The 24,562-nt window shown below is 44.2% G+C and carries 24 protein-coding genes and 1 pseudogene; 17 read left to right on the forward strand and 8 right to left on the reverse strand.

Annotated elements, in window-relative coordinates:
- Positions 1–1,071: pseudogene (locus tag WKF69_RS08780) on the forward strand (hypothetical protein); the annotation flags it as partial.
- A gap of 8 nt (positions 1,072–1,079) precedes the next feature.
- On the opposite strand, the gene WKF69_RS08785 reads toward WKF69_RS08780, so the two are convergent.
- Together WKF69_RS08785 and WKF69_RS08790 are read right to left on the reverse strand one after the other, a co-directional pair.
- On the reverse strand, positions 1,080–2,297 hold the full coding sequence (locus tag WKF69_RS08785; protein ID WP_340381226.1) for a hypothetical protein: 1,218 nt from the start codon (positions 2,295–2,297) through the stop codon (positions 1,080–1,082).
- Between the two features lie 28 nt (positions 2,298–2,325).
- Positions 2,326–2,946, reverse strand: a complete 621-nt coding sequence (locus WKF69_RS08790) for a Crp/Fnr family transcriptional regulator (protein ID WP_340381227.1) — start codon at positions 2,944–2,946, stop codon at positions 2,326–2,328.
- Between the two features lie 200 nt (positions 2,947–3,146).
- Between WKF69_RS08790 and WKF69_RS08795 the strand changes: the two genes are divergently transcribed.
- The 7 genes from WKF69_RS08795 (at position 3,147) to WKF69_RS08825 (ending at position 10,012) form a co-directional block, all read left to right on the forward strand.
- Entirely contained in the window at positions 3,147–3,635 is a 489-nt protein-coding gene (locus WKF69_RS08795) for a cytochrome c (protein WP_340381228.1), read from the forward strand.
- A gap of 128 nt (positions 3,636–3,763) precedes the next feature.
- Positions 3,764–5,779 (forward strand): Sec-dependent nitrous-oxide reductase, encoded by a 2,016-nt coding sequence (gene nosZ / locus WKF69_RS08800; protein ID WP_340381229.1) that lies wholly within the window; start codon positions 3,764–3,766, stop codon positions 5,777–5,779.
- 60 nt (positions 5,780–5,839) lie between these two features.
- Positions 5,840–6,856, forward strand: coding sequence for a nitrous oxide reductase accessory protein NosL (locus WKF69_RS08805; protein ID WP_340381230.1), 1,017 nt, complete (start codon positions 5,840–5,842; stop codon positions 6,854–6,856).
- A 62-nt stretch (positions 6,857–6,918) separates the two neighbouring features.
- Positions 6,919–8,082: a nitrous oxide reductase family maturation protein NosD gene (locus WKF69_RS08810; RefSeq protein ID WP_340381231.1), complete on the forward strand. Its 1,164-nt coding sequence runs from the start codon at positions 6,919–6,921 to the stop codon at positions 8,080–8,082.
- Positions 8,083–8,107: 25 nt separating this feature from the next.
- Positions 8,108–8,815: an ABC transporter ATP-binding protein gene (locus WKF69_RS08815; protein ID WP_340381232.1), complete on the forward strand. Its 708-nt coding sequence runs from the start codon at positions 8,108–8,110 to the stop codon at positions 8,813–8,815.
- Entirely contained in the window at positions 8,808–9,575 is a 768-nt protein-coding gene (locus WKF69_RS08820) for an ABC transporter permease subunit (protein WP_340381233.1), read from the forward strand. The genes WKF69_RS08815 and WKF69_RS08820 overlap by 8 nt, the downstream gene beginning before the upstream one ends.
- Positions 9,576–9,577: 2 nt before the next feature.
- On the forward strand, positions 9,578–10,012 hold the full coding sequence (locus tag WKF69_RS08825) for a hemerythrin domain-containing protein (protein ID WP_340381234.1): 435 nt from the start codon (positions 9,578–9,580) through the stop codon (positions 10,010–10,012).
- A 123-nt stretch (positions 10,013–10,135) separates the two neighbouring features.
- Here the strand turns inward: WKF69_RS08825 and WKF69_RS08830 are convergent, their stop codons facing one another.
- From WKF69_RS08830 to ric, 5 genes are all read right to left on the reverse strand, one after another.
- On the reverse strand, positions 10,136–10,684 hold the full coding sequence (locus tag WKF69_RS08830; RefSeq protein WP_340381235.1) for a fasciclin domain-containing protein: 549 nt from the start codon (positions 10,682–10,684) through the stop codon (positions 10,136–10,138).
- 119 nt (positions 10,685–10,803) lie between these two features.
- Positions 10,804–11,133, reverse strand: a complete 330-nt coding sequence (locus WKF69_RS08835) for a metal-sulfur cluster assembly factor (RefSeq protein ID WP_340381236.1) — start codon at positions 11,131–11,133, stop codon at positions 10,804–10,806.
- Positions 11,130–12,416 (reverse strand): hypothetical protein, encoded by a 1,287-nt coding sequence (locus tag WKF69_RS08840; RefSeq protein WP_340381237.1) that lies wholly within the window; start codon positions 12,414–12,416, stop codon positions 11,130–11,132. Before WKF69_RS08840 ends, WKF69_RS08835 begins: the two co-directional genes overlap by 4 nt.
- On the reverse strand, positions 12,413–13,231 hold the full coding sequence (locus WKF69_RS08845; RefSeq protein ID WP_340381238.1) for a DUF2249 domain-containing protein: 819 nt from the start codon (positions 13,229–13,231) through the stop codon (positions 12,413–12,415). Before WKF69_RS08845 ends, WKF69_RS08840 begins: the two co-directional genes overlap by 4 nt.
- A gap of 13 nt (positions 13,232–13,244) precedes the next feature.
- Positions 13,245–14,198, reverse strand: coding sequence for an iron-sulfur cluster repair di-iron protein (gene ric, locus WKF69_RS08850; protein ID WP_340381239.1), 954 nt, complete (start codon positions 14,196–14,198; stop codon positions 13,245–13,247).
- A gap of 235 nt (positions 14,199–14,433) precedes the next feature.
- On the opposite strand from ric, the gene WKF69_RS08855 reads away from it, so the two are divergent.
- The 9 genes from WKF69_RS08855 to WKF69_RS08895 all read left to right on the forward strand — a co-directional run bounded on the left by WKF69_RS08855 (position 14,434) and on the right by WKF69_RS08895 (position 23,485).
- On the forward strand, positions 14,434–16,824 hold the full coding sequence (locus tag WKF69_RS08855) for a heavy metal translocating P-type ATPase metal-binding domain-containing protein (protein WP_340381240.1): 2,391 nt from the start codon (positions 14,434–14,436) through the stop codon (positions 16,822–16,824).
- A 10-nt stretch (positions 16,825–16,834) separates the two neighbouring features.
- Positions 16,835–17,020: a cbb3-type cytochrome oxidase assembly protein CcoS gene (gene ccoS, locus WKF69_RS08860; protein WP_340381241.1), complete on the forward strand. Its 186-nt coding sequence runs from the start codon at positions 16,835–16,837 to the stop codon at positions 17,018–17,020.
- Between the two features lie 164 nt (positions 17,021–17,184).
- Positions 17,185–19,302 (forward strand): cytochrome-c oxidase, cbb3-type subunit I, encoded by a 2,118-nt coding sequence (gene ccoN / locus WKF69_RS08865; RefSeq protein WP_340381242.1) that lies wholly within the window; start codon positions 17,185–17,187, stop codon positions 19,300–19,302.
- Between the two features lie 35 nt (positions 19,303–19,337).
- Positions 19,338–19,547 (forward strand): hypothetical protein, encoded by a 210-nt coding sequence (locus WKF69_RS08870; protein ID WP_340381243.1) that lies wholly within the window; start codon positions 19,338–19,340, stop codon positions 19,545–19,547.
- A 26-nt stretch (positions 19,548–19,573) separates the two neighbouring features.
- Positions 19,574–20,461: a cbb3-type cytochrome c oxidase N-terminal domain-containing protein gene (locus WKF69_RS08875; RefSeq protein ID WP_340381244.1), complete on the forward strand. Its 888-nt coding sequence runs from the start codon at positions 19,574–19,576 to the stop codon at positions 20,459–20,461.
- A gap of 10 nt (positions 20,462–20,471) precedes the next feature.
- Positions 20,472–21,854 carry a cytochrome c oxidase accessory protein CcoG gene (gene ccoG / locus WKF69_RS08880; RefSeq protein WP_340381245.1) on the forward strand — a complete coding sequence of 461 codons (1,383 nt, stop codon included), beginning with the start codon at positions 20,472–20,474 and terminating at the stop codon, positions 21,852–21,854.
- Positions 21,855–21,857: 3 nt separating this feature from the next.
- Positions 21,858–22,283 (forward strand): FixH family protein, encoded by a 426-nt coding sequence (locus WKF69_RS08885; RefSeq protein WP_340381246.1) that lies wholly within the window; start codon positions 21,858–21,860, stop codon positions 22,281–22,283.
- Positions 22,280–22,966, forward strand: a complete 687-nt coding sequence (locus tag WKF69_RS08890; protein ID WP_340381247.1) for a sulfite exporter TauE/SafE family protein — start codon at positions 22,280–22,282, stop codon at positions 22,964–22,966. The genes WKF69_RS08885 and WKF69_RS08890 overlap by 4 nt, the downstream gene beginning before the upstream one ends.
- A 153-nt stretch (positions 22,967–23,119) precedes the next feature.
- Complete coding sequence (locus WKF69_RS08895) at positions 23,120–23,485, forward strand: response regulator (protein WP_340381248.1); 366 nt, start codon at positions 23,120–23,122, stop codon at positions 23,483–23,485.
- 34 nt (positions 23,486–23,519) lie between these two features.
- Here the strand turns inward: WKF69_RS08895 and WKF69_RS08900 are convergent, their stop codons facing one another.
- Complete coding sequence (locus WKF69_RS08900) at positions 23,520–24,347, reverse strand: universal stress protein (RefSeq protein ID WP_340381249.1); 828 nt, start codon at positions 24,345–24,347, stop codon at positions 23,520–23,522.
- Between the last annotated feature and the right edge of the window lie 215 nt (positions 24,348–24,562).

Consider the following 24,562-nt stretch of genomic DNA (forward strand, 5'->3'; position numbering starts at 1 on the left):
GTTCACGAGTTCAGGATTGAATCGGGCCTGAACTGCGGGGGGCATGCATTTGCTACAGAGGGCTTTCTGCTGGGGCCTATTCTTGAAGAGTTTAAGCAAAAACGAAATGAGATGGTCAGCGAGCTTTTTACTGGCTACCGGTCTGCGCTCGTGGACAAAGGTTTCGTTGAAGTTTCGCTGCCGCTCACCCGAATAACTGTTCAGGGCGGCATAGGCACGGCTGAAGAAAACGAATTTCTTCAACAGTATTATCAGCTGGATGGAACCGGCTGGGGAAGCCCCTTTCTGCTTGTCCCGCAAGCTACCAACGTTGATGATGAAACATTAAAACAACTGGCCGGCGCCGGCGAAGATGATTTTTACATAAGCGGGGCCTCTCCGCTGGGAATACCTTTTAATAATTTCCGCAAGAGCTCAGCTGAGGCTCAGCGGCTCAGGAGGATCGCAGACGGCCGTCCGGGAAGCCCCTGTACAAAAAAGTTCCTGGTATCGAATACCGAATTTACAGCAGCGCCTATCTGTACGGCATCGCGAAAATACCAGAACCTCAAAATAAAAGAACTGAATAAAAAGGCTCTGTCTCCGGATGATTACCAGAAAAGCATGGATACGATCACAGAAAAAGTATGTCTTTGCGAAGGGCTGTGCTCATCGGTTTACATCAAAAACAATATGGTAAAGCCAAAAGAAAACAGGGCGGTAGCCATTTGCCCAGGGCCCAATACCGCCTATTTCCCGGGGATCTACTCTCTTGATGAAATGGTTAAGCACATCTACGGAAACCTCAATCTGCTGGAAGGAATAAATAGACCGAACATGTTTATTAACGAAATCAAGCTGTACATCAGTTACCTGAAAAAGGATGTCGAAACGAGCGTTCGGGATCTTACCGCCAAAAAAGCGAAACAACTGGAAAAATTTAAGGCACAGCTCCTAAACGGGATCGATTATTACGAATCCCTAATTCCCGAACTGATTACGTGCCAAAACAATATCGCTGCAACTTTTCACGAGGAACTTAAGCGGGTACGCAAATTAGCAGAACTTGTGGCTATCAAGGCGGTTGTTTAAAAAACTCTTTACTTAACCCTACGCTCTAAAGATCCGGCAAACAGAATCCCCAACCCCACAACAAGGATGATAGCTGCTCCAAATAAAAGAATCTGGATGTGAGGGATAACTGAATAGTTCAGCGCTGCTACCCCTTGAATCAACAGCAAGACCTCATTGATGATAACTCCGGCAACAAAAATCGACACCCCCACAATTACCTTTTTTGAAAGCATGATCAATTTCAAAGATATTATATAGCCAATTATAAAAATCGTTGTTACTCCAAGAAGTACCAGGTGCAGGTAGCCAATGATGATGGGGCGGAATCCATACGTAAGCTGGCTAAGCTGAGGGTGAATTGACCCTGATTGCAGTATGAGCTTTATAGTAAATGCAATTGCTGATAGGATAAGTAATACTCTTCCTGCTTTCGGCCATTTCTCACTAAGCAGTTTTGAGTTTTTTATAATAACACCTACTGTCAGACTCCAGCCGATGAGCTGAGCAAGTACAGCTGTTATGAGGAGATAATAGATTTGTCCCGCGAGCGGCATCCACAGGATCGAAAGAAAATAAGCCGGGATACATGCCGCACAAAAGAGATAAAAGGCATAATAGAGTTTTTTAGATGAATAGGGATCTGTTTGCAGCTGATTAGTGAGTAAACCCATGCCGGCAAAGAAAAACCAACCGTTGTACTGGAAGTGCAGGAAAAAATAAACCGATGCCAGGTACAGATTCTGATCTGCTTGTTTTATCGCCATCAGGTACGCAAGTGAGAATGGGCCGAGTGCAGAAAAAACACTGAAGATCAGCGCCGATCTGAACCACAAGTGGCTAACCGATTTCCCGCTTATCCGGTTAAGGTCTCTCCAGAACGAAATTGCGAATAGAACCGAAACAATGATAGAGAGCGTAGAGAAACTGATAGAATAGAAGGCATATCCCTGCAGGAAAAATGCAACCATCATCCCATAAGCAGTTATCAAATTTGCATACACGAACCATTTGTATCTAGCCCATATCTGCTCCCTGAGTTGGCTGCTCAAATAATAGATCAGCAACAGCATTAGTGTCTGGCTTACCCAGCCATTAAATGCGAAGTGAGAATGGCTGTGCAGAACATTTTTTTGATCAACGATCGGCAGAGAGAAAGCTATCTTGTATCTGAGAATGAATCCCAGGACAGATACTAAAAGCAGGTTAAGGAAAGAGATTTGGAGCCATTTTGATATTGGTTTCATACGTCAACGCCTAATAGATTTGTTAAAGCTAATTTGGCATCGCCAGAATCATTTCCTTACAAAACACCTTGCCCTTGCTGATTAAGAGCTCACCCTTATCATGCATGTGTCGTATTGTGCGTATTACGGTTTCAACTCTTAAGCCAGTCATATCCGCTATTTGCTGGCGGGTCAGTTTTAGTTGATCGCACTCAGGACAAAAACTTTTATTCTCCGCTTTGAGGTAATTAATCAGATTAATGATCTTGGTTTCGGGGCAATTGGAGGCCATGGACGTAATAACGGAAAACTTAAATCGTAACCTTCGGGCAAGTAGCTTTGTAAGAGCAAAATGTATTTCACGGTTATCTTTCAGCAGATCCAGGAAGCTGGGCTTATAGAGCCGGATAAGTTCGGTATCCGCATTGGCCACAGCAGATGCTGCATATGGGCCGTCATCAACTAGTGGAAATTCGCCGAATGATTCGCCGGGTTCAACAATAGCATGAATACACTCCCTGCCTTCTTCATCGATATTTATCCATCTCACGCTTCCACTTATTACCTGGAAATAATAACTGCATTGTTCGCCTTCGTAAAAAATAGTTTCGTTAGCCTTTACTCTTCTATAAGTCGCGCCCGAGGCCAAAAGTAATTTAACATCTATCATAACAATATGTTTGTATTTTTGTTATTCAAAATTAAAGCTTGCAGGATAGGTAGAGGGTGATCCACGTTACTCAAATAAATGACCTTAGTCATTTATGATTGCACGCATAAAAAGATCCTCAACCTATATCTAAACTTGCATAAGAAATCTAATTTTATTACATTGTATGAGACACCAATCGTACTAAACCATAAAGCTCTATGAAAAAATCTCTTGCATTCACCATAATAATCGCCTTTGTAGCATTCATTGCCTCCTGCGGCGGGAACTCGACAAAAACTGACGAAAATGCAGCAGGATCAACTGACTCAGCAACAACAGAAACCAGCAAAGAAAACCCGTCCTACGATCCAAATCGCGGGGAGGGGAAATTCACTACAGTTGAACTAGGGCCTTTAGATGCCAAAAAAGCTGAGCTTGGAGACCAGGTCTTTCAGGTTAAATGCAGCAGCTGCCATAAATTAACCGATGAGCGCCTCGTTGGACCGGGGTGGGCAGGTGTCACCGAACGCCGCAAACCAGAATGGATCATGAACTTTATCACGAACACCGATGTGATGATTGATAAAGATCCCGAAGTACAGGCTCAGCTTGAGCTGTGTCTCGTTCGGATGCCAAACCAAAATCTCTCTGATGACGACGCACGAAATCTGCTCGAATTTATGAGGAGAAACGACGGAGCCAAATAGAAGGCCAGCGAGTCAACGGGGGCTTCCCTTATCTATAGCTTACACATTAAAAAGTATTAAAAAGATGCTTAATAGGGATCCCTTTGTCTTAAAAATTTAACTAATAAGGTTTTATAATAATCCAAACGATGAAAATAAATAATAAATATGCACATGGCATGGTTGCCCTGGCATTATTAGCAGGCCTTAACGCCTGCAAGCCCAAAAATGCAGGCTCCGTCGTTAGCGGTGATGCCGCAGCGAAAGTGTATGTTGCTCCTGGCAAATACGATGAATATTACAATTTTGTCTCCGGGGGCTTTAGCGGTCAATTGTCGGTCTATGGATTACCTAGCGGCAGGCTCCTCCGTGTGATACCTGTTTTTTCAGTTGATCCTGAAAAAGGCTGGGGTTATTCCGAAGAAACAAAACCAATGTTGAACACATCTCATGGAGAAGTTCCATGGGATGATCTTCACCACGTATCAATGTCGCAGACAAACGGAGAAATTGATGGCCGCTGGGTGTTTGCCAACGGAAACAATACACCGCGGGTGGCACGGATCGATCTTAAAACCTTCCGTACTGCAGAGATCCTTGAATTGCCAAATAGCGGAGGTAACCACTCTTCCCCTTTTATTACAGAGAAATCTGAATACATCGTTGCAGGAACCCGTTTCAGTATCCCGCCAGACGATAAAAATGGCGATGTTCCGATTAATACTTACAAAGAAAATTTCAAAGGGACAATCAGCTTTGTCAGTATAGACAAAGACCATGGCAATATGGACATTGCGTTTCAACTCCAGGGACCAGGCGTGAATTTCGATTTAAGTCATGCGGGAAAGGGAAAGTCGGCCGGATGGTTCTTCTTCAGCACGTATAATACCGAACAGGCGAATACACTCCTGGAAGTAAACGCGTCGAAACGCGATAAGGACTTTATCATGGCGGTTAACTGGAAGATGGCCGAAAAACTGATCAAAGAAGGAAAAGGCCGGAAGCAAGCTGTAAAATACGCCAGCAACCGTTTTGACGAAAAAACTCATACCGCCACCTCGACCATCAAAAACCAGGTTACTGTGCTTGATATGCGTGACCATCCAGGTCTTGTATATATGATCCCATGTCCTAAATCACCGCACGGATGCGATGTTGATCCAACCGGCGAATACATAGTAGGCAGCGGTAAACTGGCGGCCCTAATTCCCGTATTTAGCTTTGACAAGATACAGAAGGCAATAGCAGCAAAGTCTTTCGAAGGCGAATACGAGGGAATCCCCGTTATTAAATACGAAGCAGCCCTTTATGGAGAGGTTAAAAAGCCAGGCTTAGGCCCTCTGCATACCGAATTTGATGATAAGGGAAATGCATACACCTCCATGTTCGTTTCAAGTGAAGTGGTTAAATGGAATGTAAAAGACCTGAAGGTGCTTGACAGAGTTCCAACATACTATTCAGTTGGTCACCTGATGATACCTGGCGGGGACTCCAGAAAACCAACCGGGAAATATATGGTTGCCTATAATAAAATAACTAAGGACCGGTATTTGCCTACCGGACCGGAGTTGTCACAAAGCGCCCAGTTATACGACATCAGCGGCGATAAAATGCAGCTGATACTGGATTACCCTACAATCGGGGAGCCGCACTATGCGCAAGCTGTTGCTGCAGATGTAGTTAGAAAGAACTCCGTTAAGTTCTTCAAAATAGAAGACAACAACCATCCTTACGTTACCAAAGGCGAAGCGAAAGCGAAAGTTGTACGAGAAGGAAACAAAGTTCACGTGTATATGACCCTAATCCGTTCACATTTAACTCCTGACAATATTGAAGGTGTCCGTGTCGGAGATGAAGTATACTTCCACACCACCAATCTCGAACAGGATTGGGACGTGCCTCACGGTTTTGCTATAAAAGGAGCTATAAATGGCGAATTGTTGGTCATGCCGGGTGAAACCACTACCTTGAAATGGAAACCGACAAAAGCAGGCATGTATCCAATGTACTGCACCGATTTTTGCAGTGCCCTGCACCAGGAAATGTCAGGCTATGTCAGAGTATCCCCGGCAGGCAGTAATGTCCCTATTAGCTTCAGCACGGGTACAAATATGCCTAAATCTGATGTAAAGGCCACTAACACTGCTGGTGTGGCAAAAAAGTAAAACAATCACCACTTTGAGACAGGAACCTGAGTTCCTGTCTCTTTTTAATTATCTCCTATTATGAACAGTAAAGTAAGCAATTCGACCAGGTTAGTTCTCGTGATATGCGGTTTGGGCTTATTAATTGTTTTGTTCACGCCTATCTGGCGGATTGATCTGACTGCCCCTCAATACCCTGAAGGCCTCTACCTGCTGATATATGCTAACAAACTGGCCGGGAATGTGGATATAATCAACGGACTTAATCATTACATCGGCATGAAAACACTTCATACGGATGATTTTGCCGAGTTTAAAGTCCTGCCCGCAATCATTATCTTCTTTTCAATCCTTTTTGTCAGCTCCGCTATACTCGCGCGAAGAAAGCTGATGTTTATCCTTTTCGGCCTGTTCGTCACCTTCGGCATATTAGCCATGGTAGATTTTTGGCGGTGGGAATATGACTATGGCCATAATCTTGATCCGAATGCGGCCATAATCGTACCCGGTATGGCTTACCAGCCGCCCTTAATTGGTTATAAGCAGCTTTTGAACTTCGGAGCGTATTCTATACCCGGTTTAGGCGGATGGATCTTTATAGGCGTAGGTGCCGTTTTATTGATCCTGGTCATAAAGGAATGGAAAGGCATAAAAACCGCAGTCAGGGGCAAAAAATCAGCAGGAGCCGCATCGCTCGGATTAATTTTAATGGTGGGTGCCTGTAGTGCCGGACCAGAGCCGATTATTATCGGAAAGGACAACTGTAGTTTTTGTAAAATGACCATAAGTGATGCTCGCTTTGGAGCTGAGTTAATCTCAAAGAAGAACAAGGTCTATAAATTTGATGACCCGCATTGCGTGATCTCCTTTATCAATGAGAATACAGTTGAAAAGGAAAATATTGCAGATGTATATTTCGTCAATTTCAACAAACCCCATGATCTGATCAATGCAGAGAAAGCATATTTTCTTCAAAGTCCGGCTCTGCGCAGTCCGATGAACGGGAATGTTGCTGCCTTCACCAGCAAAGACACTCTTGAGAAAGCTGTTCTTTCTTACTATGGCAATTTCATAACCTGGGAGGACATGAAGAAATGAAATTCTTAACCTTCCTAATCTTCCTCTTGTTATTCTGCTCCGCATCTGCGAAAACGATCTTAGTGGGCTCTAAGCGGGTTCATAAAACCATCCGATCGGCAATAAACACGGCCACGTCAGGCGACACGGTAATTGTCGATCATGGAATTTACCGCGAAAAAAACCTTGTAATTAATAAAAAAGTAGTACTTAAGGGCATCGGCTATCCTATACTGGATGGAGAAAATAAGTATGAGATTATTTCTGTCACTGCCAGCGGTGGTACAATCGATGGATTCAGGTTAATTCACTCCGGCACTTCTAGCCTGGAAGACCTGAGCGGAATAAAGGTTTACGACAGCGACAATGTGACAATAAAAAACAACGTACTGGAAGATACCTTCTTCGGGATCTACATTCAGAACGGGTCAAAATGTACCATTGCAAATAATCGCTTGCGCGGAATCAGTTTATCAGAGCAACAGAGCGGAAACGGCATCCATTGTTGGAAGGGTGATAGCTTACGTATTGTTGGCAATATTATCAGCGGACATCGGGACGGGATCTATTTTGAGTTTGTAAAGAATTCAGTTATCTCAAAGAACAGCGCAATCAAAAATCTGCGGTATGGCCTGCATTTTATGTTCTCCAATGATGATATGTATATCAACAATATTTTCCGGAACAATGGATCAGGAGTTTCTGTGATGTATTCAAAAAAAATAAAAATGATCGCCAATCGCTTTGAAGAGAACTGGGGCGATGCAGCGTACGGCATTTTGCTTAAAGAGATATCAGATGGCTTTATGAAGGGCAACTATTTTACCAAAAATACCAGCGCAATTTACATGGAAGGTGCTAACCGGATTCATATGACCAAAAATACCTTTAAGGATAACGGATGGGCATTGAAGATCCAGGCGAGCTGTATGGATGTGGTGCTGGAGCGAAATAATTTCATAGGAAATACCTTTGATGTTGGAACTAACGGGTCCTTGGTGTTAAACACCTTTAAAAATAACTACTGGGATAAATACGAAGGATATGACCTGAACAAAGATAAGATCGGAGATATTCCCTACCGGCCGGTAAGCATATTTTCCATGATCGTTGAAAAGTTCCCGACTGCTATGATCCTATTCAGGACCTTTATAACGGCACTATTGGACAAAACCGAGAAGATCATACCCAGCCTGACCCCTGAAAATCTCCGGGATAATGAGCCCTTAATGAAGCGGGCATTCTAATTGACTGCTTTAGGAAACCTGTAACATGATCACTTTTAATAAGATATCTAAGAAGTTCGGCAAGTTAAAGGTCTTGAATGAAATCACTACTATTTGTCAGAAGGGTGAATGCATCGCATTGATCGGACCTAATGGCAGCGGTAAAACCACGCTTATTAAATGCATTTTAGGAATGGTGATACCCGACAGCGGCACGCTGACCTTTGATGGAAAGAGCATTTCCGGGGACTGGCAGTACAGGGATAATATTGGCTACATGCCGCAAATAGGCCGGTATCCCGATAACATGACTATCGGACAGGTGCTGGACATGATGAAAGATATTCGCAACAGTAAAGAACTGGACGAAGATCTTATTCGTGGGTTTTCGATAAACAAGATCCTGGATAAACGAATGCGGACTCTCTCCGGAGGAACTATTCAAAAAGTAAGTGCGGCTCTTGCCTTTCTGTTTGACCCGGCAGTTCTTATTCTTGACGAACCCACAGCAGGCCTCGACCCCATTGCATCAGAACTGTTTAAAGAAAAGATCCTGGCCGAAAAAGAAAAAGGTAAGCTCGTCCTGATCACCTCACATATTCTGAGCGACCTGGACGATCTGGTGAGCAGGGTAATTTACATGCAGGATGGAAGTCTGATCTTTCACAAAAGCGTTGATGAATTAAAACGCGATACCGGTGAAGAGCGCTTAGTCAAGTCAATTGCACAGGTAATGTCGATGAATTATGAATAAGATAATCAAGTATGTGATCTCCGATATCCTTAGGAACAAAATCGTTATTATCTACACGGCCTTTCTTCTGGCGTCATCGCTGACAGTATTTAGCCTGGAAGATAGCAACAGCAAAGGATTGTTAAGTCTGCTCAATATCATTCTGCTGGTGGTTCCTTTGGTAAGCATTATCTTTTCTACTATCTACGTTTATAACTCTGCCGAGTTTATCGAATTGCTTGTCAGCCAGCCTTTAAAAAGAAAGTCAATCTGGCTGAGTATTTTCTCGGGACTGGCTATTTCACTCTGCCTGGCATTTTTTATCGGGGCCGGCCTTCCCATCCTACTTTACCAGGCCAACATGATCGGCATGACAATGATTCTCTCAGGGATGGCATTGAGTGTGATTTTCGTAGCAATAGCCTTGCTTGCTACTGTCTACACAAGAGATAAAGCCAAAGGGATTGGCGCCGCAATTTTGCTCTGGCTATATTTTTCGCTGCTGTTCGATGGTTTTGTACTGTTCCTTTTATTCCAGTTTTCAGATTATCCGCTGGAAAAGCCAATGATCGGAGTAAGTGCCCTTAACCCAATAGACCTGACCCGGATACTTATTCTCCTGCAGCTCGACGTTTCGGCTATGATGGGATATACCGGGGCTGTTTTCAAAGATTTTTTTGGCACCTATGCCGGATTATTATTTTCATGTGCCGTGCTTCTTGTCTGGGTAATTTTACCAGTCTGGGGTTCGATGCAAAAGTTTAAATCAAAAGATCTGTAGTTATGAAAAGACATGCTGCACTAGTCCCGCTATCACGCGATCATCACGGTGGTTTAATTCTGGCCAGACTGCTTCAAAAAGATGCGCCTCCCTATAAAGGCCTGCCAGCAGATTTGCCGGGCAAGGCCGATTATGCTGTTAAATTCTATAACGAAGAGTTAATAGAACACTTCCACAGCGAAGAGAAAATCGTACCACTGGTGAAGAATATTAATCCGCGCCTGGACGAACTCCTGGGCAGCGTCCTTGAAGAACATAAAATACTTCATTCCTTATTCAGAGATCTTACTGATCATGCAGATCTTGCATCAAAACTTGATTTACTTGGTAAAACGCTGGAAGACCATATCCGGAAAGAGGAACGTCAGCTATTTCCCCTTATTCAGGACACTGTAGGTACAGAAACGCTGGATAAACTGCAGCATTTATTGTCCTAAAGTGCGTTGTAGGACGGCAGCAATCGCAGGCGTTCCCAATTATCCCTGGTTAACTGACCTGCGAACGCCTCTCCATCCCTTCGGAGCTGAGTCTTTATAAATTTCGTTGAAGTATTTACATTATTAGTTGGGAAGCAATACGCCATCGATAACGTGCACTATTCCATTGGACGCTTGCACAGAAGCAACGATTGTTGCTGTTCCGTTTATCATCGTTTTCCCGTCTTTCTTGCTTATCGTAATATTTCCACCGTTCACCTGGCCGATAACCTGACCATCGGTAAGGCTCTCAGCTTTAAATACTCCAAGCGAAACATGGTACTGTAAAATATCAGCCAGATCCTCTTTCTTTTCAGGCGCGAGCAGACCTTCTACGGTACCGGCAGGCAGTTTAGCAAACGCCGCATTGGTTGGAGCAAAGACAGTAAACGGCCCGGCATTGCTTAATGCGTCTACAAGTTCGGCAGCTTGAACGGCCTTAACGAGTGTGGTATGATCCTCACTCCCAACGGCAACCTGTACCACATTTCGCTGCGAAAGGTCATCCTGGACACCTGACTGGCCTGCCTGGCTGACCGCAGCTTCCGCCGTTTGGCTTTCATCTGTAACACTATTACAACTTAATAAAATACAACCGCAAGCGATTAACGACAACGCAAAAATACTTTTCATGACTGTTTGGGTTAAAATTAAATATGATACAAATTATATATTAATTCAGTTGAAAAAAATGATCATAATCATATAATAAAAATTGTTTTAGCAGAACATAGAACCTGACAACCAAAGCTTTACTCCTCCAGTTGTTGCCTGCCTGCTTTAGAAATAAAATCTGGTGACCATGCTGGCTGCCAGACCAGCTCAACGTTTATTATATGGTCCGAAAAATGCGAGTTCAGCATATTTTCTACCGCTCCTACGATTGCAGTACCCATGGGGCAGCCGGTGGAAGACAAGGTCATCTCTACTTGGATTTGTTTGATTTCCCTGTCAATATCGACCGAATAAACAAGGCCCATATCTGCAATATTTATCCCAAGTTCAGGATCGATAACCATCCGCAAAACCTCAACCACCCTCCCAATGGCGATTGCTCCGTTCGTTGTATCGGGGCTGGTCATGGCACCTTGCTTTTAGTTTTGTGAAAAAGGACCACCATCACATTAAATAAATACGTTAGTGCAACAATGAAAAAACAGCCCAGCCCCGCATTGATCAGGATTGCAGATCTAAAAAACATACCTGTATAAAAGATCAAAGTAAAAAGCAGGAATGCAACAAACTGAACCTTAAGCCATCTCGTTTTATAAAGGTCGGCAGGCATTGGTATAGGGCCTTTACCCGCCAGATGCTGGTAATGTCTTATCCATACCACAAATGGCAACGTTTTAAAAGTTTGTCCGAGGATCAGCGAACTGATCCATCCCATAAACAATAGTGACCCGTATATAGTAGTGTAACTCACAGCTCGCGGATCTGATCGCAAATGATCGAAAACTATTAAAGGCAGGATAAAAATTGCTGCAGCGAGCAACACCATCGATAGCAGGGTATGCCATATGGGGAGATCGATGGTTTTACGCATTCGTGACCGGAAGCATTCGAGAACGAACGTCAGCCAGCATAAAATTCCTGCAACTACGATCGCTGCTGCGGCGTAGGTTTTCATATTAAGCTCTGAAAAATAGGTGTCAATCAGGAATAAGATTAGACCAGCGTTAATTAAATAATAACTCCGGGATAATAATTGGCTCTTTTGATTTCCGGATACAAGGAACATAGGTATCAGCTTAGAGCTAACTCCTGTTATGAGCAGCAAAAACCAGCCGGCTAAGCCCATATGTGCATGGAGCTTCAAAAACAGGATATGATCGCGCTGCAAAAACGTATAACGGAAATTGAACACCAGCAGCGTTCCCAGAAGAGCGGTAGCGATCAGCCATATGCAGGCAGTTATTATAAATTCCTGGTGAATATCATCACGGTTCTTTTTAGCAGTCAAAAAAACATTTACTCCAAATAAAACAATGCCCGCTAATAACAGCACACTGCCGCATTGCATATGAATCCCCGGCTGAAAAGTCCAGAATGAATAGACCAGTGCTATTAGCCCGCTGACAAATAAAACCAGGCTAATCCAACCTGCTCTGTGGCTGTACAATTCTGTTTCGAGAATTACCGGGAGCAATTGATATACAGCTCCAAATATAATGAGGGTGCCCCATCCTAGAGCCGCCATGTGAGTAACAGCAAGCAACTGCGGATGAAAATAATGTCCGCTTAGGTTCTGCGCCGCAAAGAGCAGCATCACCGAAAGGCAAGCAAAGCATATAGCTGATACGAAATAATGTCCAGCAACCAACTTATATAAAAGCGGATTTTGTGTCCCAACCGAATTCATCATCGACAGATAAACATATTTACATCTCCATCCGCCGAATGCTGAATAAAATACCGAAACCCGCGTTCTGCAAGCTCCGGTAAAAGGTAAACAGGTATTTTTTTATGATAAACAAAAAGAGCTTCATCCGGTCCAAGTCTGGAAAGGTACTCGAGGATCGTAATCATTGGTAAAGGCATGGCAAGGTCACGCACATCTACCGTTTGAAGCTTTTCAGCTGGAAAGGCCGCCATTTGGTTTTGAAATTCATGGTCGCCGGATATCTCAATCGGAGGTTCAGGACGCGCATTAATATCCTCTCCCTTTACAAACCACGTTAAAACCGTATCAATCCCAGGTCTTTCGGTCCATGAGCGGAATCCCCGTTTGCTAAAAAGCTTAACCAAAGGCAAAGGTTCAAAGGTATTGATGATCTTTAAACATTCGCCTGTTTTCAGGCCCCTGCTTTTGTCCAGGATCAGATTCAGCGGGTCGCCGCCACCAGCCAGGATTGGCCGTACATCTAATTCGACCACGCTAAGGCCAGCAGTAAATTGCGAAGCCGTCATCATATCACTTTCGACAGGCGGCATTATCTCTTCTGAACCCTCAATTTCAAATCCAATTGATGCCATCTTAGCCAAAAATTCAGTAAGCTCGCAACGCCCGATCCGGCAAGCATCCGAAATACTAACCCTTCTTGCTAAAAGGTTCCGGAGTATGGGATTTTTTAGTTTATTGAAATTCGAATTGAATTCCGCCAGTGTTGCAATAGTTCTCGGATTAGCCTTAATAAGCTCCGAGATTTTTGTCTTGGCATTGATGGCTGCTGATCTCATATCCTTTCTGCTATTAATTACCCAAATCTTTTTCCAGCGAAATGGCTTTCGGGAAAAGTATATTATTTTCCAGGTGCACGTGGTTAAACAGATCGTTCTCGAACTCCTGCATCTTTTTAAACAATATAGTATAAGAGGTACACGCGTCTAAAGGAAGTTTATAGTCCTGTGTTAAGGCCCGTATCAAAGCCATGTCCGCTCCCGCCTGCTCATGTTCCACTTCCATCATTTGCGTCGGTGTTTGGACGCTGTCGAAAATTTCGGAAGCAGCTGCGCCGCCATGCGCTTTCCTGACTAACAGTTCCTTAATAAACGGAAATACTACATTCTCCTCTTTAAGTACGTGCAGGCTCAGGTCCCGGCCTAACTGGTTAAACGTTTCCGCCACTTCCAAAAGTTCAGGGTGATGTGCTCCATGTACCGCTGCAACCTTATTCGCAAGCTCTGTAATAAACGGAACATTTGTCTTGACATAATCGTGATGGGTATTGACAATGTAGTCCGCAAGAAAGTCGAGCTGCCATTTATCAAAATTATTCCCAGTCTGAAGTTCCTGCATATTCACGGACTCAAGCTCTGCTTTTACCTGGTCAGGGTCAAGCCCTTTGGTTTTGCAAACTTCTTCAACCGTTTTTTTGCCACCGCAGCAAAAATCAATTCCAAGCTTTTTGAACACCTGGGCCTTCCGGTAGTCCTTAACAACAATCTCCCCAATGGTTTCCTGACTTGCTTCTTCACCGAGCTTTTGTATCCTCACTTTCCAGTTGAGTGGTCCATTTTCCAGGTATTCCCAGGAGAAAACATTCCCGCGTTCACCCAGTAACTGGTAGTACAGCGGCTTGGGGTCGTGGTCATTGTGTATTATAAATCCTTCAGTGGGAGCTAAAGAATCAAACTTATCAAAAATCTGTGGGTGCTTAAGCCTCGGCTCAATCAGAGTAACATCGAGGATATCTAATGTTTCCATATTCTAATTATTTAATGTTTGTCTGGTACAAAGGAGCGGACATTGAACGAGATAAAATATGATTTAAACCATATTCAGGGCTAAAAAATAAATGATCTTCATTACTTTTTCAGCCTTCCGCATCTCTCGCGGGCTATGTATTCCGGGCCTAAAAAGTGACTTAAATCACTAATTGCGATAAGCAGAGTCATTGGAGGGATTATGCACGAATCCAATCTTTACAAAAAGTAAATTAATGGAGAATCAGACATTAACGGCCGATAAGTGCTACCATTGCGGGACCGATACACCCGGCGGGGCTTACACAATCGAAGACAAAAAGTTCTGTTGTATTGGCTGTCAGAGCGTCTACAAAATACTATCATCAACCGACATGTGCAGTTATTATATTTATAATGACATGCCCGGACAAAAACAGGTGCTGTTGCATAAGCATCTGGAGTATCTTCAAGAACCCACCATTGTTTCAAAGCTGGTAGACTATACAGACGAAAAAGTAAGCACCATAACCTTTTATATTCCAGCAATCCATTGCAGCTCGTGCATTTGGCTGCTGGAGCATCTGCATAAGCTGAACCCCGGAGTGATCTACTGCCGGATAGACTTCCTGAAAAAGCAGGCTTCCATTAGCTTCCTCCACCAGGATATATCATTGCGCGGCCTTGTTGAATTAATGACTTCCGTTGGATACGAACCGCTAATCAGCCTGCAGGATGTAGTAAAGGAAAAACAGCATTCCGTGAATCATACCCTGATTAAAAAAATTGCGGTTGCCGGTTTCTGTATGGGCAATGTTATGCTTCTAAGCTTCCCTGAATATCTTGGACTTGCATCTTTTGAGCAGCAGTTCCGTTCACTATTTGGATGGCTCAATCTTGCTTTCTCTATCCCTGTTACTTTCTACTGCGGACGTGAATTCTTTGTTTCAGCCTGGGCAGGTTTGCGCCATAAAATGGTCAATCTTGATGCACCCCTCGCTCTTATCATAGCTGTTCTTTTCTTACGTTCAGCCTTTGAGATAATCAGCGCTACAGGTCCGGGCTTCACCGACACGCTAACCGGGCTGGTCTTTTTGCTCCTTTGCGGCAGGTGGATTAAGCAGCGCACATATTACCACCTTTCTTTCACAAGAGATTACCGGTCCTATTTTCCTGTAGCAGTAACCTTGATCCGAAAAGGATTCGAAAAGCCGATTGCAATCGAAGAGCTTACTATAGGCGACAGGATCCTGATCCGGAACAACGAGATCATACCGGCCGATGCCATTTTAATGAAAGGGAATGCATTAACCGATTTCAGTTTTGTGACCGGGGAAACTGCGCCCGTAAAAAAGGTGCTTGGAGAAATAGTTTATGCGGGGGGCAGGCAGGTAGGCGAAGCTATTGAGTTGGAAGTTATAAAACCGGTGTCCCAAAGCTATCTGACATCACTATGGAACAATGATACCTTTTCGGCCAAAGAGGATACAAAAAACAACTTTAACGACAGTATCGCTAAATACTTCAGTATGGTAACATTCATCATTGCCACTGCCGCAGCTGCCTACTGGCTTATATCAGCCGATACAGACAAAGCATGGAGTGCTTTTACAGCAGTACTCATCGTAGCATGCCCTTGTGTCCTGGCCCTTAGTACACCATTTACGCTATCGGCTGTCTTAGCAATATTCGACAAACACCTGTTTTACCTTAAGAGCACGAACACTGTTGAACAGTTAGCAAAGGTCGACACCATCGTGTTCGACAAAACCGGAACGATAACCTCTCCAGAAGCGCCTGAATTTTCATTTTGCGGGGCAATAAACGAGGAGGACAAAATGCTCGCAGCTTCGCTGGCAAGAAATTCCATGCATCCTCTCAGCCGCGAAATAATCAGATGGACAAAAAACAGTAGTTATTACCCGGTCAGCGACTTTGTTGAAATTCCTGGTAAGGGGCTTTCAGGTATTGCAAACGAACAGTTGGTTAAAATCGGCAATGCAGCCCGGCATACAGAGACAAAAAGTTCGGCGCCTGAGTCTACCCTGGTACACCTCGAAATTGACAATGAATACAAAGGCTATTTCAATGTAAAACAGGGCAGGCGCCCGGGTTTAAAAACACTGCTTCACGAACTGGCGCCTGACTACGACATGCATCTGCTGTCGGGTGATAATGACGGAGAAAAAGAGAACCTCACCGCGGTCTTCCCCTATCCGGATCAAATGAAATTTCGCCAGTCGCCGCATGAGAAAATGCTGTACATCGAAGCCCTTCAATCTGGCGACCGGAATGTGATGATGCTGGGCGATGGACTGAACGATGCCGGAGCCTTAAAACAGAGTAATCTCGGCGTCGCCGTCACAGATAACACCAACAATTTCAGCCCCGCCTGTGATGCTATTCTAAGCGGTAATTCCTTTCGCAGCTTACCCGCATTCATAAAACAAGCAAAAGATGGAGTGAAAACGATCCGGATGAGTTTTATGATTGCCTCGTCCTACAACCTTGTTGGTGTTTATTTCGCTGTTCAAGGGCAGCTTTCGCCTTTAACCGCTGCAGTTTTAATGCCCTTAAGCACAATCACCATACTGACCTTCACTTCAATTGTTACCCGATACTATGCAATGAAAAATAAACTTTTATAAGTACAAAGCCATGAATATCCTCTATTTCTTGATTGCCTGCAGCATTTTTATCGCCCTAATATTTCTCGTCGCTTTTTTCTGGGCGATGAAAGACGGTCAGAATGACGATATGCAAACCCCTGCTATGAGGATACTGTTCGATGAGGATAAACCGGAAGGGAGTTGCACCGAAGGAGTCCCTACAGAAAGCAGCTAATAGTTGAGAGTGGATAATTGACAAAGTCTCTCGTATCTCACATCTCGATTCTCGCTTCTCACATCAAATAGTGACGAACATCACACTTTCCATTAATCTGTATCACTCCCGATTTTACCCACCGGGCGTATTTTTACACCCAGAAAACAAACCGAATTACAAGTATGCAGCTCGAAAAATTTCAATACGATAACAAGATCGTCCGGAACTTTGGTATTGCCACCGTATTATGGGGTATTATCGGAATGACGGTAGGATTACTCATTGCATTCCAGCTTTTTAAGCCTGAGGCAAATATGGGAAATCAGTACACGACGTTCGGACGGATCAGGCCTCTTCATACCAATGCTGTAATTTTTGCCTTCGTGGGTAACGGCATTTTCATGGGCGTTTACTATTCATTGCAAAGGCTGCTTAAAGTACGGATGTTCAGCGATGCCCTCAGTAAGATCCATTTCTGGGGATGGCAGATCATCATTGTTGCAGCGGCAATCACGCTGCCTCTTGGACTGACCACCTCTCACGAGTATGCTGAGCTGGAGTGGCCTATCGATATTGCCATTACCATAATCTGGGTCGTTTTTGGTATCAACATGTTTGGAACTATCATCAAGCGGCGGGAACGGCATATGTATGTGGCCATCTGGTTTTACATCGCCACGTTTGTAACTGTAGCTGTGCTTCATATTGTCAACTCTTTCCAGCTGCCTATATCTGCATTTAAAAGCTATTACATCTATGCCGGTGTCCAGGATGCTCTTGTACAATGGTGGTATGGTCATAATGCGGTGGCCTTTTTTCTTACCACCCCTTACCTGGGAATGATGTATTACTTCCTGCCGAAAATGGCTAATCGCCCGGTTTATTCATACAAGCTAAGCATACTTCACTTCTGGTCGCTGATCTTCATTTACATATGGGCCGGCCCTCACCACCTGCTCTACTCTTCCCTTCCGGGATGGGCACAATCACTGGGAGTTGCATTTTCAATTATGCTGATCGCTCCGAGCTGGGGTGGTATGATCAACGGCTTATTAACCTTGCGCGGCGCATGGGATAAAGTTCGCGACGACGCCGTCCTGAAGTTTATGGTCGTAGGAATCACTTCGTATGGCATGGCAACATTCGAAGGCCCTATGCTTTCACTGAAACAGGTGAATGCAATCGCTCACTTTACGGACTGGATAGTTGCACATGTTCATGTTGGCGCCCTTGGCTGGAATGGTTTCTTAACCTTTGCTATTCTATACTGGCTGGTACCACGACTGTACCAGACTGAAATATTCTCCAAAAAACTCATTGGGTTCCACTTCTGGATCGGTACGCTGGGTATACTTTTCTATGCTATTCCAATGTACCTCGCGGGTTTCGCCCAGGGACTGATGCTTAAGGAATTTACACCCGAAGGCTTATTGAAATATCCAGCTTTTCTGCAAACCACTATCGAGATCATTCCAATGTATATGTTCCGTGCACTTGGCGGGGCGATGTATCTGACCGGGGTAATTGTAATGACCTACAATCTGGCGAAGACAATGAGCAAAGGCAAGCTGCTTGCAAATGAGCCTGCCGAAGCTGTATCTCTTTCCCCGGTTTTCATTCCACAGCACGGCGAAAAAACATGGCACCGTAGCCTGGAAAGAAAGCCTATGGCCTTTATGGTGCTGTCTATTATTGTCATCCTGATCGGCGGTATGGTTGAAATGATGCCTACGTTTATTATATCATCTAATGTTCCTACAATCGCCAGTGTAAAACCTTATTCACCGCTTGAACTTCAGGGTCGGGATGTTTACCTGAGGGAAGGCTGCGTCAACTGCCACTCACAAATGGTAAGGCCCTTCCGATCAGAGACTGAACGATACGGCGATTACAGTAAAGCTGGTGAGTTTGTATATGACCATCCCTTTTTGTGGGGCTCCAAACGCACCGGGCCGGATCTTCATCGCATAGGTGGAAAATATTCCAATGCATGGCACTTTAACCACATGCTCGATCCTACAACAATGTCGCCGGGAAGTATTATGCCTCCTTATCCCTGGCTGATTGAGCAGGCACTGGACACCACAACAACCACAGCTAAGATCAATGCCATGAGGACAATAGGCGTACCGTATGCAGAGAATTACGATAAGCTGGCTAACAAGGATCTGGAAACCCAGGCCAAAAGCATTGCAGATAACCTGTCGAAAGATAACATCAAAATAAAAGAAGATCGTGAGATCATAGCACTGATCGCCTACCTGCAAAGGCTGGGAACGGATATAAAAGTAAAGAAGTAATGCGTCTTAATACTTGATACTAATACTCAAAACCCATGTTCAAACAATTCATACAAAACTTCGCCGACAGCAAGGTCTACCTGATATCATCCTTATGGCTGTTCCTCATCTTCTTTATTCTGGTGGCCATCATGCTTATCGGAATGAACAAAAGCCATATCGATTACATGAGCAGCCTGCCGCTTCAGGACGATGAAGACACAGCTGATAAAGATTCCCTGAAGGGGAAAGCAAATAAACACTAATTACCGGCGATACTCAATAAGTCGAAATGAAAAAGTTAACATATCTGGTATTGACATTTGTTCTCCCGGCCTCAGCATTCGCGCAGGAGCAGACAGCGGCAACTGCTCCCGCGGGCAGCATTGGAAATCTCCACATGGAGATTATTATCGGAGCATGGATTATAACGGCGCTCATTATTTTACTGGCCTCCGTTGCAATATTAAGGGCATTCAAAGTAGTCGCCCGTGAAATGACGCATCCAACGCCTTATGTTCAGCCCGAAGCTATCCTTCCTTTGGAATATGAGGACTGGCAGAAAGCGAAAAAATCGATTCCAGGAATATGGACGAAAATGCTCGGCCTTAAACCTCTCTCTGAGGAAAAGGATATAATGCTCGAGCATCAGTTCGACGGTATCTCGGAACTCGACAATCCTACCCCTGCTTGGTTTATGTGGCTTTTCTACAGCACCATTGCTTTCGCATTTGCCTATATGATGTATTTCCACGTTCTGGATTATGGCAAATTGCAGGATGAAGAGTACGAAATTGAAATGGCTGAAGCAAAAGCTGAGCGTGCTATGTTTCTTGCCTCTTCAGTAAATAATATTGACGAAAGTTCTGTAAAAGAAAACCAGGGGGCAGATATTCTGGCTGCAGGGAAAGCTGTTTACTCCACCAGTTGTGTTGCCTGCCACGGCGATAAAGGACAGGGGCTTGTAGGGCCAAACTTAACAGACCCTTACTGGATCCATGGCGAAAAAGTCGGCAGCATTTTCAAGACGATAAAATACGGCGTGCCCGAGAAAGGTATGATCTCCTGGGAAAAGGCACTTACTCCAAAACAGATTTCAGACGTTTCAAATTATATCATTTCGCTGAAGGGAAGTAATCCCGCGAACGGGAAAGCACCTCAAGGCGATAAAGAAGGTTAAGTCATTTACGATGAAAGAGGGAAAGGGAAATCGTACAGCTGCAGCCGCAGACTCCAACAAACGGATATGGATCTATCCTAAGCTCATTATAGGTAATCTGTATCGCTATCGAAGCTGGGTAAGCTATATATTGCTCGCCGCCCTATTCTCGGCTCCTTTCCTGAAATTCAATGGCGAACAGCTGGTACTTTTAGATGTTCTAAATCGAAAGTTCGTGATTTTCGGGATTCTGTTTATGCCGCAGGATTTCTATCTGTTCGTGCTTGCTCTCCTTGCCTTCATTGTATTCATTGTATTATTCACAGCTGTCTTTGGCCGTGTGTGGTGCGGCTGGGCATGTCCGCAGACTATATTCATGGAAATGGTTTTCCGTAAGATTGAATACTGGATAGAGGGGGATGCCAGGCAGCAAAAAGAACTGAATAGTGCCCCAATGTCTGCAGTAAAATTGTTCAAAAAGACCTCCAAGCATACCCTGTTTGCCTTGATCTCCTTTCTGATCGCCAATGTCTTCCTGGCTTATATCATCGGTTCCGATACTTTAATTAAAATAATAACAGAGCCTGTTCAGCAGCATATTTCCGGATTCATCTCGATCCTGATCTTTACCGCAGTTTTCTACCTGGTTTTTGCAAGGCTCCGGGAATTGGTATGCACAGTGATCTGCCCGTACGGACGCCTACAAGAAGTATTATTAGACAGGAAATCTCTAGTGGTAGCCTACGACTATGCACGTGGGGAGCCCCGCGGACACATACAAAAACAAGATTCAGCGGCAGCCGGCGATTGCGTGGATTGCGGCTTATGCGTTCAGGTTTGTCCTACCGGCATAGATATCCGGCAGGGCACACAGATGGAATGCATTAACTGCACCGCATGTATCGATGCCTGTGATATGGTGATGGAAAAAACACATCGCCCTCTCCGTCTCATCGGCTTTAAATCGGAAGAAGAGATTAGCGAAGGAAAAACTTTTCGGTTTAGCAAAGGAGTGTACGCCTATGCTGTAATCCTGGTACTGTTGTTTGGAACTCTGACAACTTTACTCGTACTGCGCTCAGATATTGGCGCTACCATTTTACGGGCCAGCGGAACACTTTACCAGCTGCGCGACGATGGTACTGTTAGCAACCTGTACAATGTTGAGTTGATCAATAAAACATCCGGGCCGATCGATTTTACGATCTCGATGCCCGACAAGCAGACCCGCATACAATACATTAATCGGGCAACTAAACTACAGAAAGCCGAGAGCGTTAAACTAACTTTTTTCCTGATACGCCCTCAGCAATATATAAACGAATATAAATCGGGGATCACCCTTGGAATAGTTTCACAAGGCAAAGTTATCAGCAAAGCCAAAACTACTTTCATCGCTCCTCCTAATCTTTAAATCATGAGTTGGGGAACTAAACTAACAATAGGAATGATCGTCTTCATGGGCTTTATCGTCACGCTGGTAGTGATGATGATAAAACCTCACAAAGCGGATTCACTTATCGACGCCGATTATTATGAAAAGGGCCAGGTATTTGACCGGGACTATGACGCCAAACGCGCCGCGCTTGACGATCAAATGTCACCAACGATACAGGCAGGAGCTAAAGGTGTGAATATTGTGTTTCCAAAACCAGTGACCTACACGATCCTGATCCGCAATCTGGCCGACTCAAATTTCGACAAGGCATTTAAGAGCGATTCCGTGAAGACAGAAGTAGTGATCCCCGCAAATGAACTTAAATCCGGATCCTGGCTCTTACGCATCGAGTATAAAAGCGGCACAAAAGAATATCTTTATCAGGATAAAATGCTGCTCCCATGAGTTACCAGAGCCTGGCATTTTTTACCGGTTTATTCGGCAGCCTGCACTGCGTAGCCATGTGCGGCCCGCTGGTAGTGGCAATTCCATTCCCCGGAGGCGCTTGGTACAGCCTGGTGCAGAAAATTATCTATCAGCTCGGCCGCATCCTTACTTACTCGTTTTTAGGTTTTATAGCTGGATCGCTGGGCAGTTTGTTCAACATCCTGGGCCTGCAGCAAGCCTTAAGCTTTGTGAGCGGAAGCATTCTTTTAATCATTGCCTTCTACCACTTTTCCGGGCACACGTCAGTACGAACAAACAAATTCTATCAAAAAGTATTTACTCCACTGGCTAAATTTATGGGCACATGGATGAGTAAACCGTATGGCGGCTTCTTTGCAGGCTTGCTGCATGGGCTTATTCCCTGCGGCATGGTTTATATGGCCATAGCCGGCTCCCTGAATACAGGCTCCTCATTCTCGGGCAGCGAGTTTATGTTTTATTTCGGACTTGGCACAACTCCCCTTCTCCTGTTGTCCTCAATGATTGCCCTGGTACTGAAGAAGTTCCGGGCACCAAGACTGATGATCCCCGCTCTATTTCTGATTGCCGGCTCTTTCCTCATCGTCAGATCATTAAATGTCCATATCCCCTTTGTAACATCCCCTGTTAGTACTAATACCGAAGTCTCAATCTGTAATTAGAAAGTCTGCGATAAGGGCGAGATTAGTATCATTCATTGTCATGATCTGCATCATATTTCCAGCTGGTTCAAAATAGCATCTTTGTCCATAAGGTTAAACACCCGAAATGCAGAAAGAAGAACAGTTTGCGATAATTAACTAAACAATATAAATATGAAAATGCGTGTTCTTGTTATAGATGATGATCAGGAACACCTTGATATATTGGACGAAGCGCTGAGCTACTATCACTTTAAGGTGATGGTCTGCAGCGATGGACAAGATCTGGAACAAGTCCTGAGGAGTTTCAAGCCCGGCCTGCTTTTGATGGATTACAGGCTTCCAGGTGATAACGGAGTAGAGCTGTGCAAAAGAATAAAGAATGAGTTCAAAATATACGACCTGCCTGTGATATTAATGTCCGCATACCCGCTGGGCGATGAAAATTTGATGTATTGTAATTACCTCCTTCACAAACCCTTTGACCTCGATACTCTCATAGAACATATAGATCAGCTACTGTTGCAGTATTCTATTTAAACTAAAAATTCTGCCCCGATATCGTATCCTGAATTTAGGATTTATGCAATATTAAAACCGGCACATGCTGGTAATTCAGCAGGTCTTTACCAATACTTTTATGTAAAAGTCGTCCAATGAACGATCGCTTTTTATGGGCTATCGCTATCAAATTGATGGCTTTGAAATCGGAGTACCTGCTAAGGGCTTGCGCAATATCTTTCCCCCGTACATCCGCATAATGAAGCTTGCGTTCGGAAATAATGGCTTTATAGTCATCGCCACGGGTTTCGCTAGCCTTTCCGGGAACCTGCGGGTCTGATACATGCAGCACGGCAATAGAAGCGTCCCAAAATGCTCCAAACGACTCTACAAATGACAGCGCGTCACTTTCTGAAGTCAGAAATTCGGTGGCAAAGGCGATCTTCCTGAACGGTTTCAGGTCTGATTTCTCCGGGATGATCAGGACCGGGCAGGAAGCTTTATCCATAACCGCGGCGCTATTGTTTCCAAAAACAAAATGGCTCAGCGCAGTGCCCTCGCTTTTGCCGCCCATAACAATAAGCCATGGTTTCATAGCTTCAATATTCTCCGCAAGGTTACCGGGCTCGCTTTTACAGCTAACTTCCGGCAGGCCTTGTTTATTAAACTTCCTTTTTATTTTTTCTGCCAGGACTTTTAATTTCCCATTGGCGATCTTCTCGTCTTCCGTAAAATTTTCAAAAACAGGATTTATACCACCTTCAGATGGATACACCTGGGGGGCCGTGAAGGCCGTGTAGAGCTGAACTTGTGCATTAGCTGCCTGTGCAATTTCCATAGCCATTAAGGCGGCGCGTTCTGCCTTTTTGGAAAAATCGATTAATACAAGTATGGTTTTCATATCTAATTAATTAAAGTGCAAAGTTCATCGCAGGGCGGCACCTCGAAATGCATTAGATTAGTAAAGCCTGTGGCTTAATCCATTTAAATTCTATTTACAAGCACCGTAATAATCATTAACAAGTGGATCGCAAAACTGAGCGCAAAAGAATTAAATGTGAACTGACTTGTCCTGACATAGGTTGACAAAAAACAAGGTCAACGATGAATAGAAAT

The sequence above is a fragment of the Daejeonella sp. genome (assembly GCF_037719425.1).
Classification (GTDB): domain Bacteria; phylum Bacteroidota; class Bacteroidia; order Sphingobacteriales; family Sphingobacteriaceae; genus Daejeonella.

What these genes read in the sequence shown, in the direction of transcription:
- WKF69_RS08785 (WP_340381226.1), bottom strand. Translation starts at nt 2,297, where the DNA reads ATGAAACCAATATCAAAATGGCTCCAAATCTCTTTCCTTAACCTGCTT.
- WKF69_RS08790 (WP_340381227.1), bottom strand. Translation starts at nt 2,946, where the DNA reads ATGATAGATGTTAAATTACTTTTGGCCTCGGGCGCGACTTATAGAAGA.
- WKF69_RS08795 (WP_340381228.1), top strand. Translation starts at nt 3,147, where the DNA reads ATGAAAAAATCTCTTGCATTCACCATAATAATCGCCTTTGTAGCATTC.
- nosZ (WP_340381229.1), top strand. Translation starts at nt 3,764, where the DNA reads ATGAAAATAAATAATAAATATGCACATGGCATGGTTGCCCTGGCATTA.
- WKF69_RS08805 (WP_340381230.1), top strand. Translation starts at nt 5,840, where the DNA reads ATGAACAGTAAAGTAAGCAATTCGACCAGGTTAGTTCTCGTGATATGC.
- WKF69_RS08815 (WP_340381232.1), top strand. Translation starts at nt 8,108, where the DNA reads ATGATCACTTTTAATAAGATATCTAAGAAGTTCGGCAAGTTAAAGGTC.
- WKF69_RS08820 (WP_340381233.1), top strand. Translation starts at nt 8,808, where the DNA reads ATGAATAAGATAATCAAGTATGTGATCTCCGATATCCTTAGGAACAAA.
- WKF69_RS08825 (WP_340381234.1), top strand. Translation starts at nt 9,578, where the DNA reads ATGAAAAGACATGCTGCACTAGTCCCGCTATCACGCGATCATCACGGT.
- WKF69_RS08830 (WP_340381235.1), bottom strand. Translation starts at nt 10,684, where the DNA reads ATGAAAAGTATTTTTGCGTTGTCGTTAATCGCTTGCGGTTGTATTTTA.
- WKF69_RS08835 (WP_340381236.1), bottom strand. Translation starts at nt 11,133, where the DNA reads ATGACCAGCCCCGATACAACGAACGGAGCAATCGCCATTGGGAGGGTG.
- WKF69_RS08840 (WP_340381237.1), bottom strand. Translation starts at nt 12,416, where the DNA reads ATGATGAATTCGGTTGGGACACAAAATCCGCTTTTATATAAGTTGGTT.
- WKF69_RS08845 (WP_340381238.1), bottom strand. Translation starts at nt 13,231, where the DNA reads ATGAGATCAGCAGCCATCAATGCCAAGACAAAAATCTCGGAGCTTATT.
- ric (WP_340381239.1), bottom strand. Translation starts at nt 14,198, where the DNA reads ATGGAAACATTAGATATCCTCGATGTTACTCTGATTGAGCCGAGGCTT.
- WKF69_RS08855 (WP_340381240.1), top strand. Translation starts at nt 14,434, where the DNA reads ATGGAGAATCAGACATTAACGGCCGATAAGTGCTACCATTGCGGGACC.
- ccoS (WP_340381241.1), top strand. Translation starts at nt 16,835, where the DNA reads ATGAATATCCTCTATTTCTTGATTGCCTGCAGCATTTTTATCGCCCTA.
- ccoN (WP_340381242.1), top strand. Translation starts at nt 17,185, where the DNA reads ATGCAGCTCGAAAAATTTCAATACGATAACAAGATCGTCCGGAACTTT.
- WKF69_RS08870 (WP_340381243.1), top strand. Translation starts at nt 19,338, where the DNA reads ATGTTCAAACAATTCATACAAAACTTCGCCGACAGCAAGGTCTACCTG.
- WKF69_RS08875 (WP_340381244.1), top strand. Translation starts at nt 19,574, where the DNA reads ATGAAAAAGTTAACATATCTGGTATTGACATTTGTTCTCCCGGCCTCA.
- ccoG (WP_340381245.1), top strand. Translation starts at nt 20,472, where the DNA reads ATGAAAGAGGGAAAGGGAAATCGTACAGCTGCAGCCGCAGACTCCAAC.
- WKF69_RS08885 (WP_340381246.1), top strand. Translation starts at nt 21,858, where the DNA reads ATGAGTTGGGGAACTAAACTAACAATAGGAATGATCGTCTTCATGGGC.
- WKF69_RS08890 (WP_340381247.1), top strand. Translation starts at nt 22,280, where the DNA reads ATGAGTTACCAGAGCCTGGCATTTTTTACCGGTTTATTCGGCAGCCTG.
- WKF69_RS08895 (WP_340381248.1), top strand. Translation starts at nt 23,120, where the DNA reads ATGAAAATGCGTGTTCTTGTTATAGATGATGATCAGGAACACCTTGAT.
- WKF69_RS08900 (WP_340381249.1), bottom strand. Translation starts at nt 24,347, where the DNA reads ATGAAAACCATACTTGTATTAATCGATTTTTCCAAAAAGGCAGAACGC.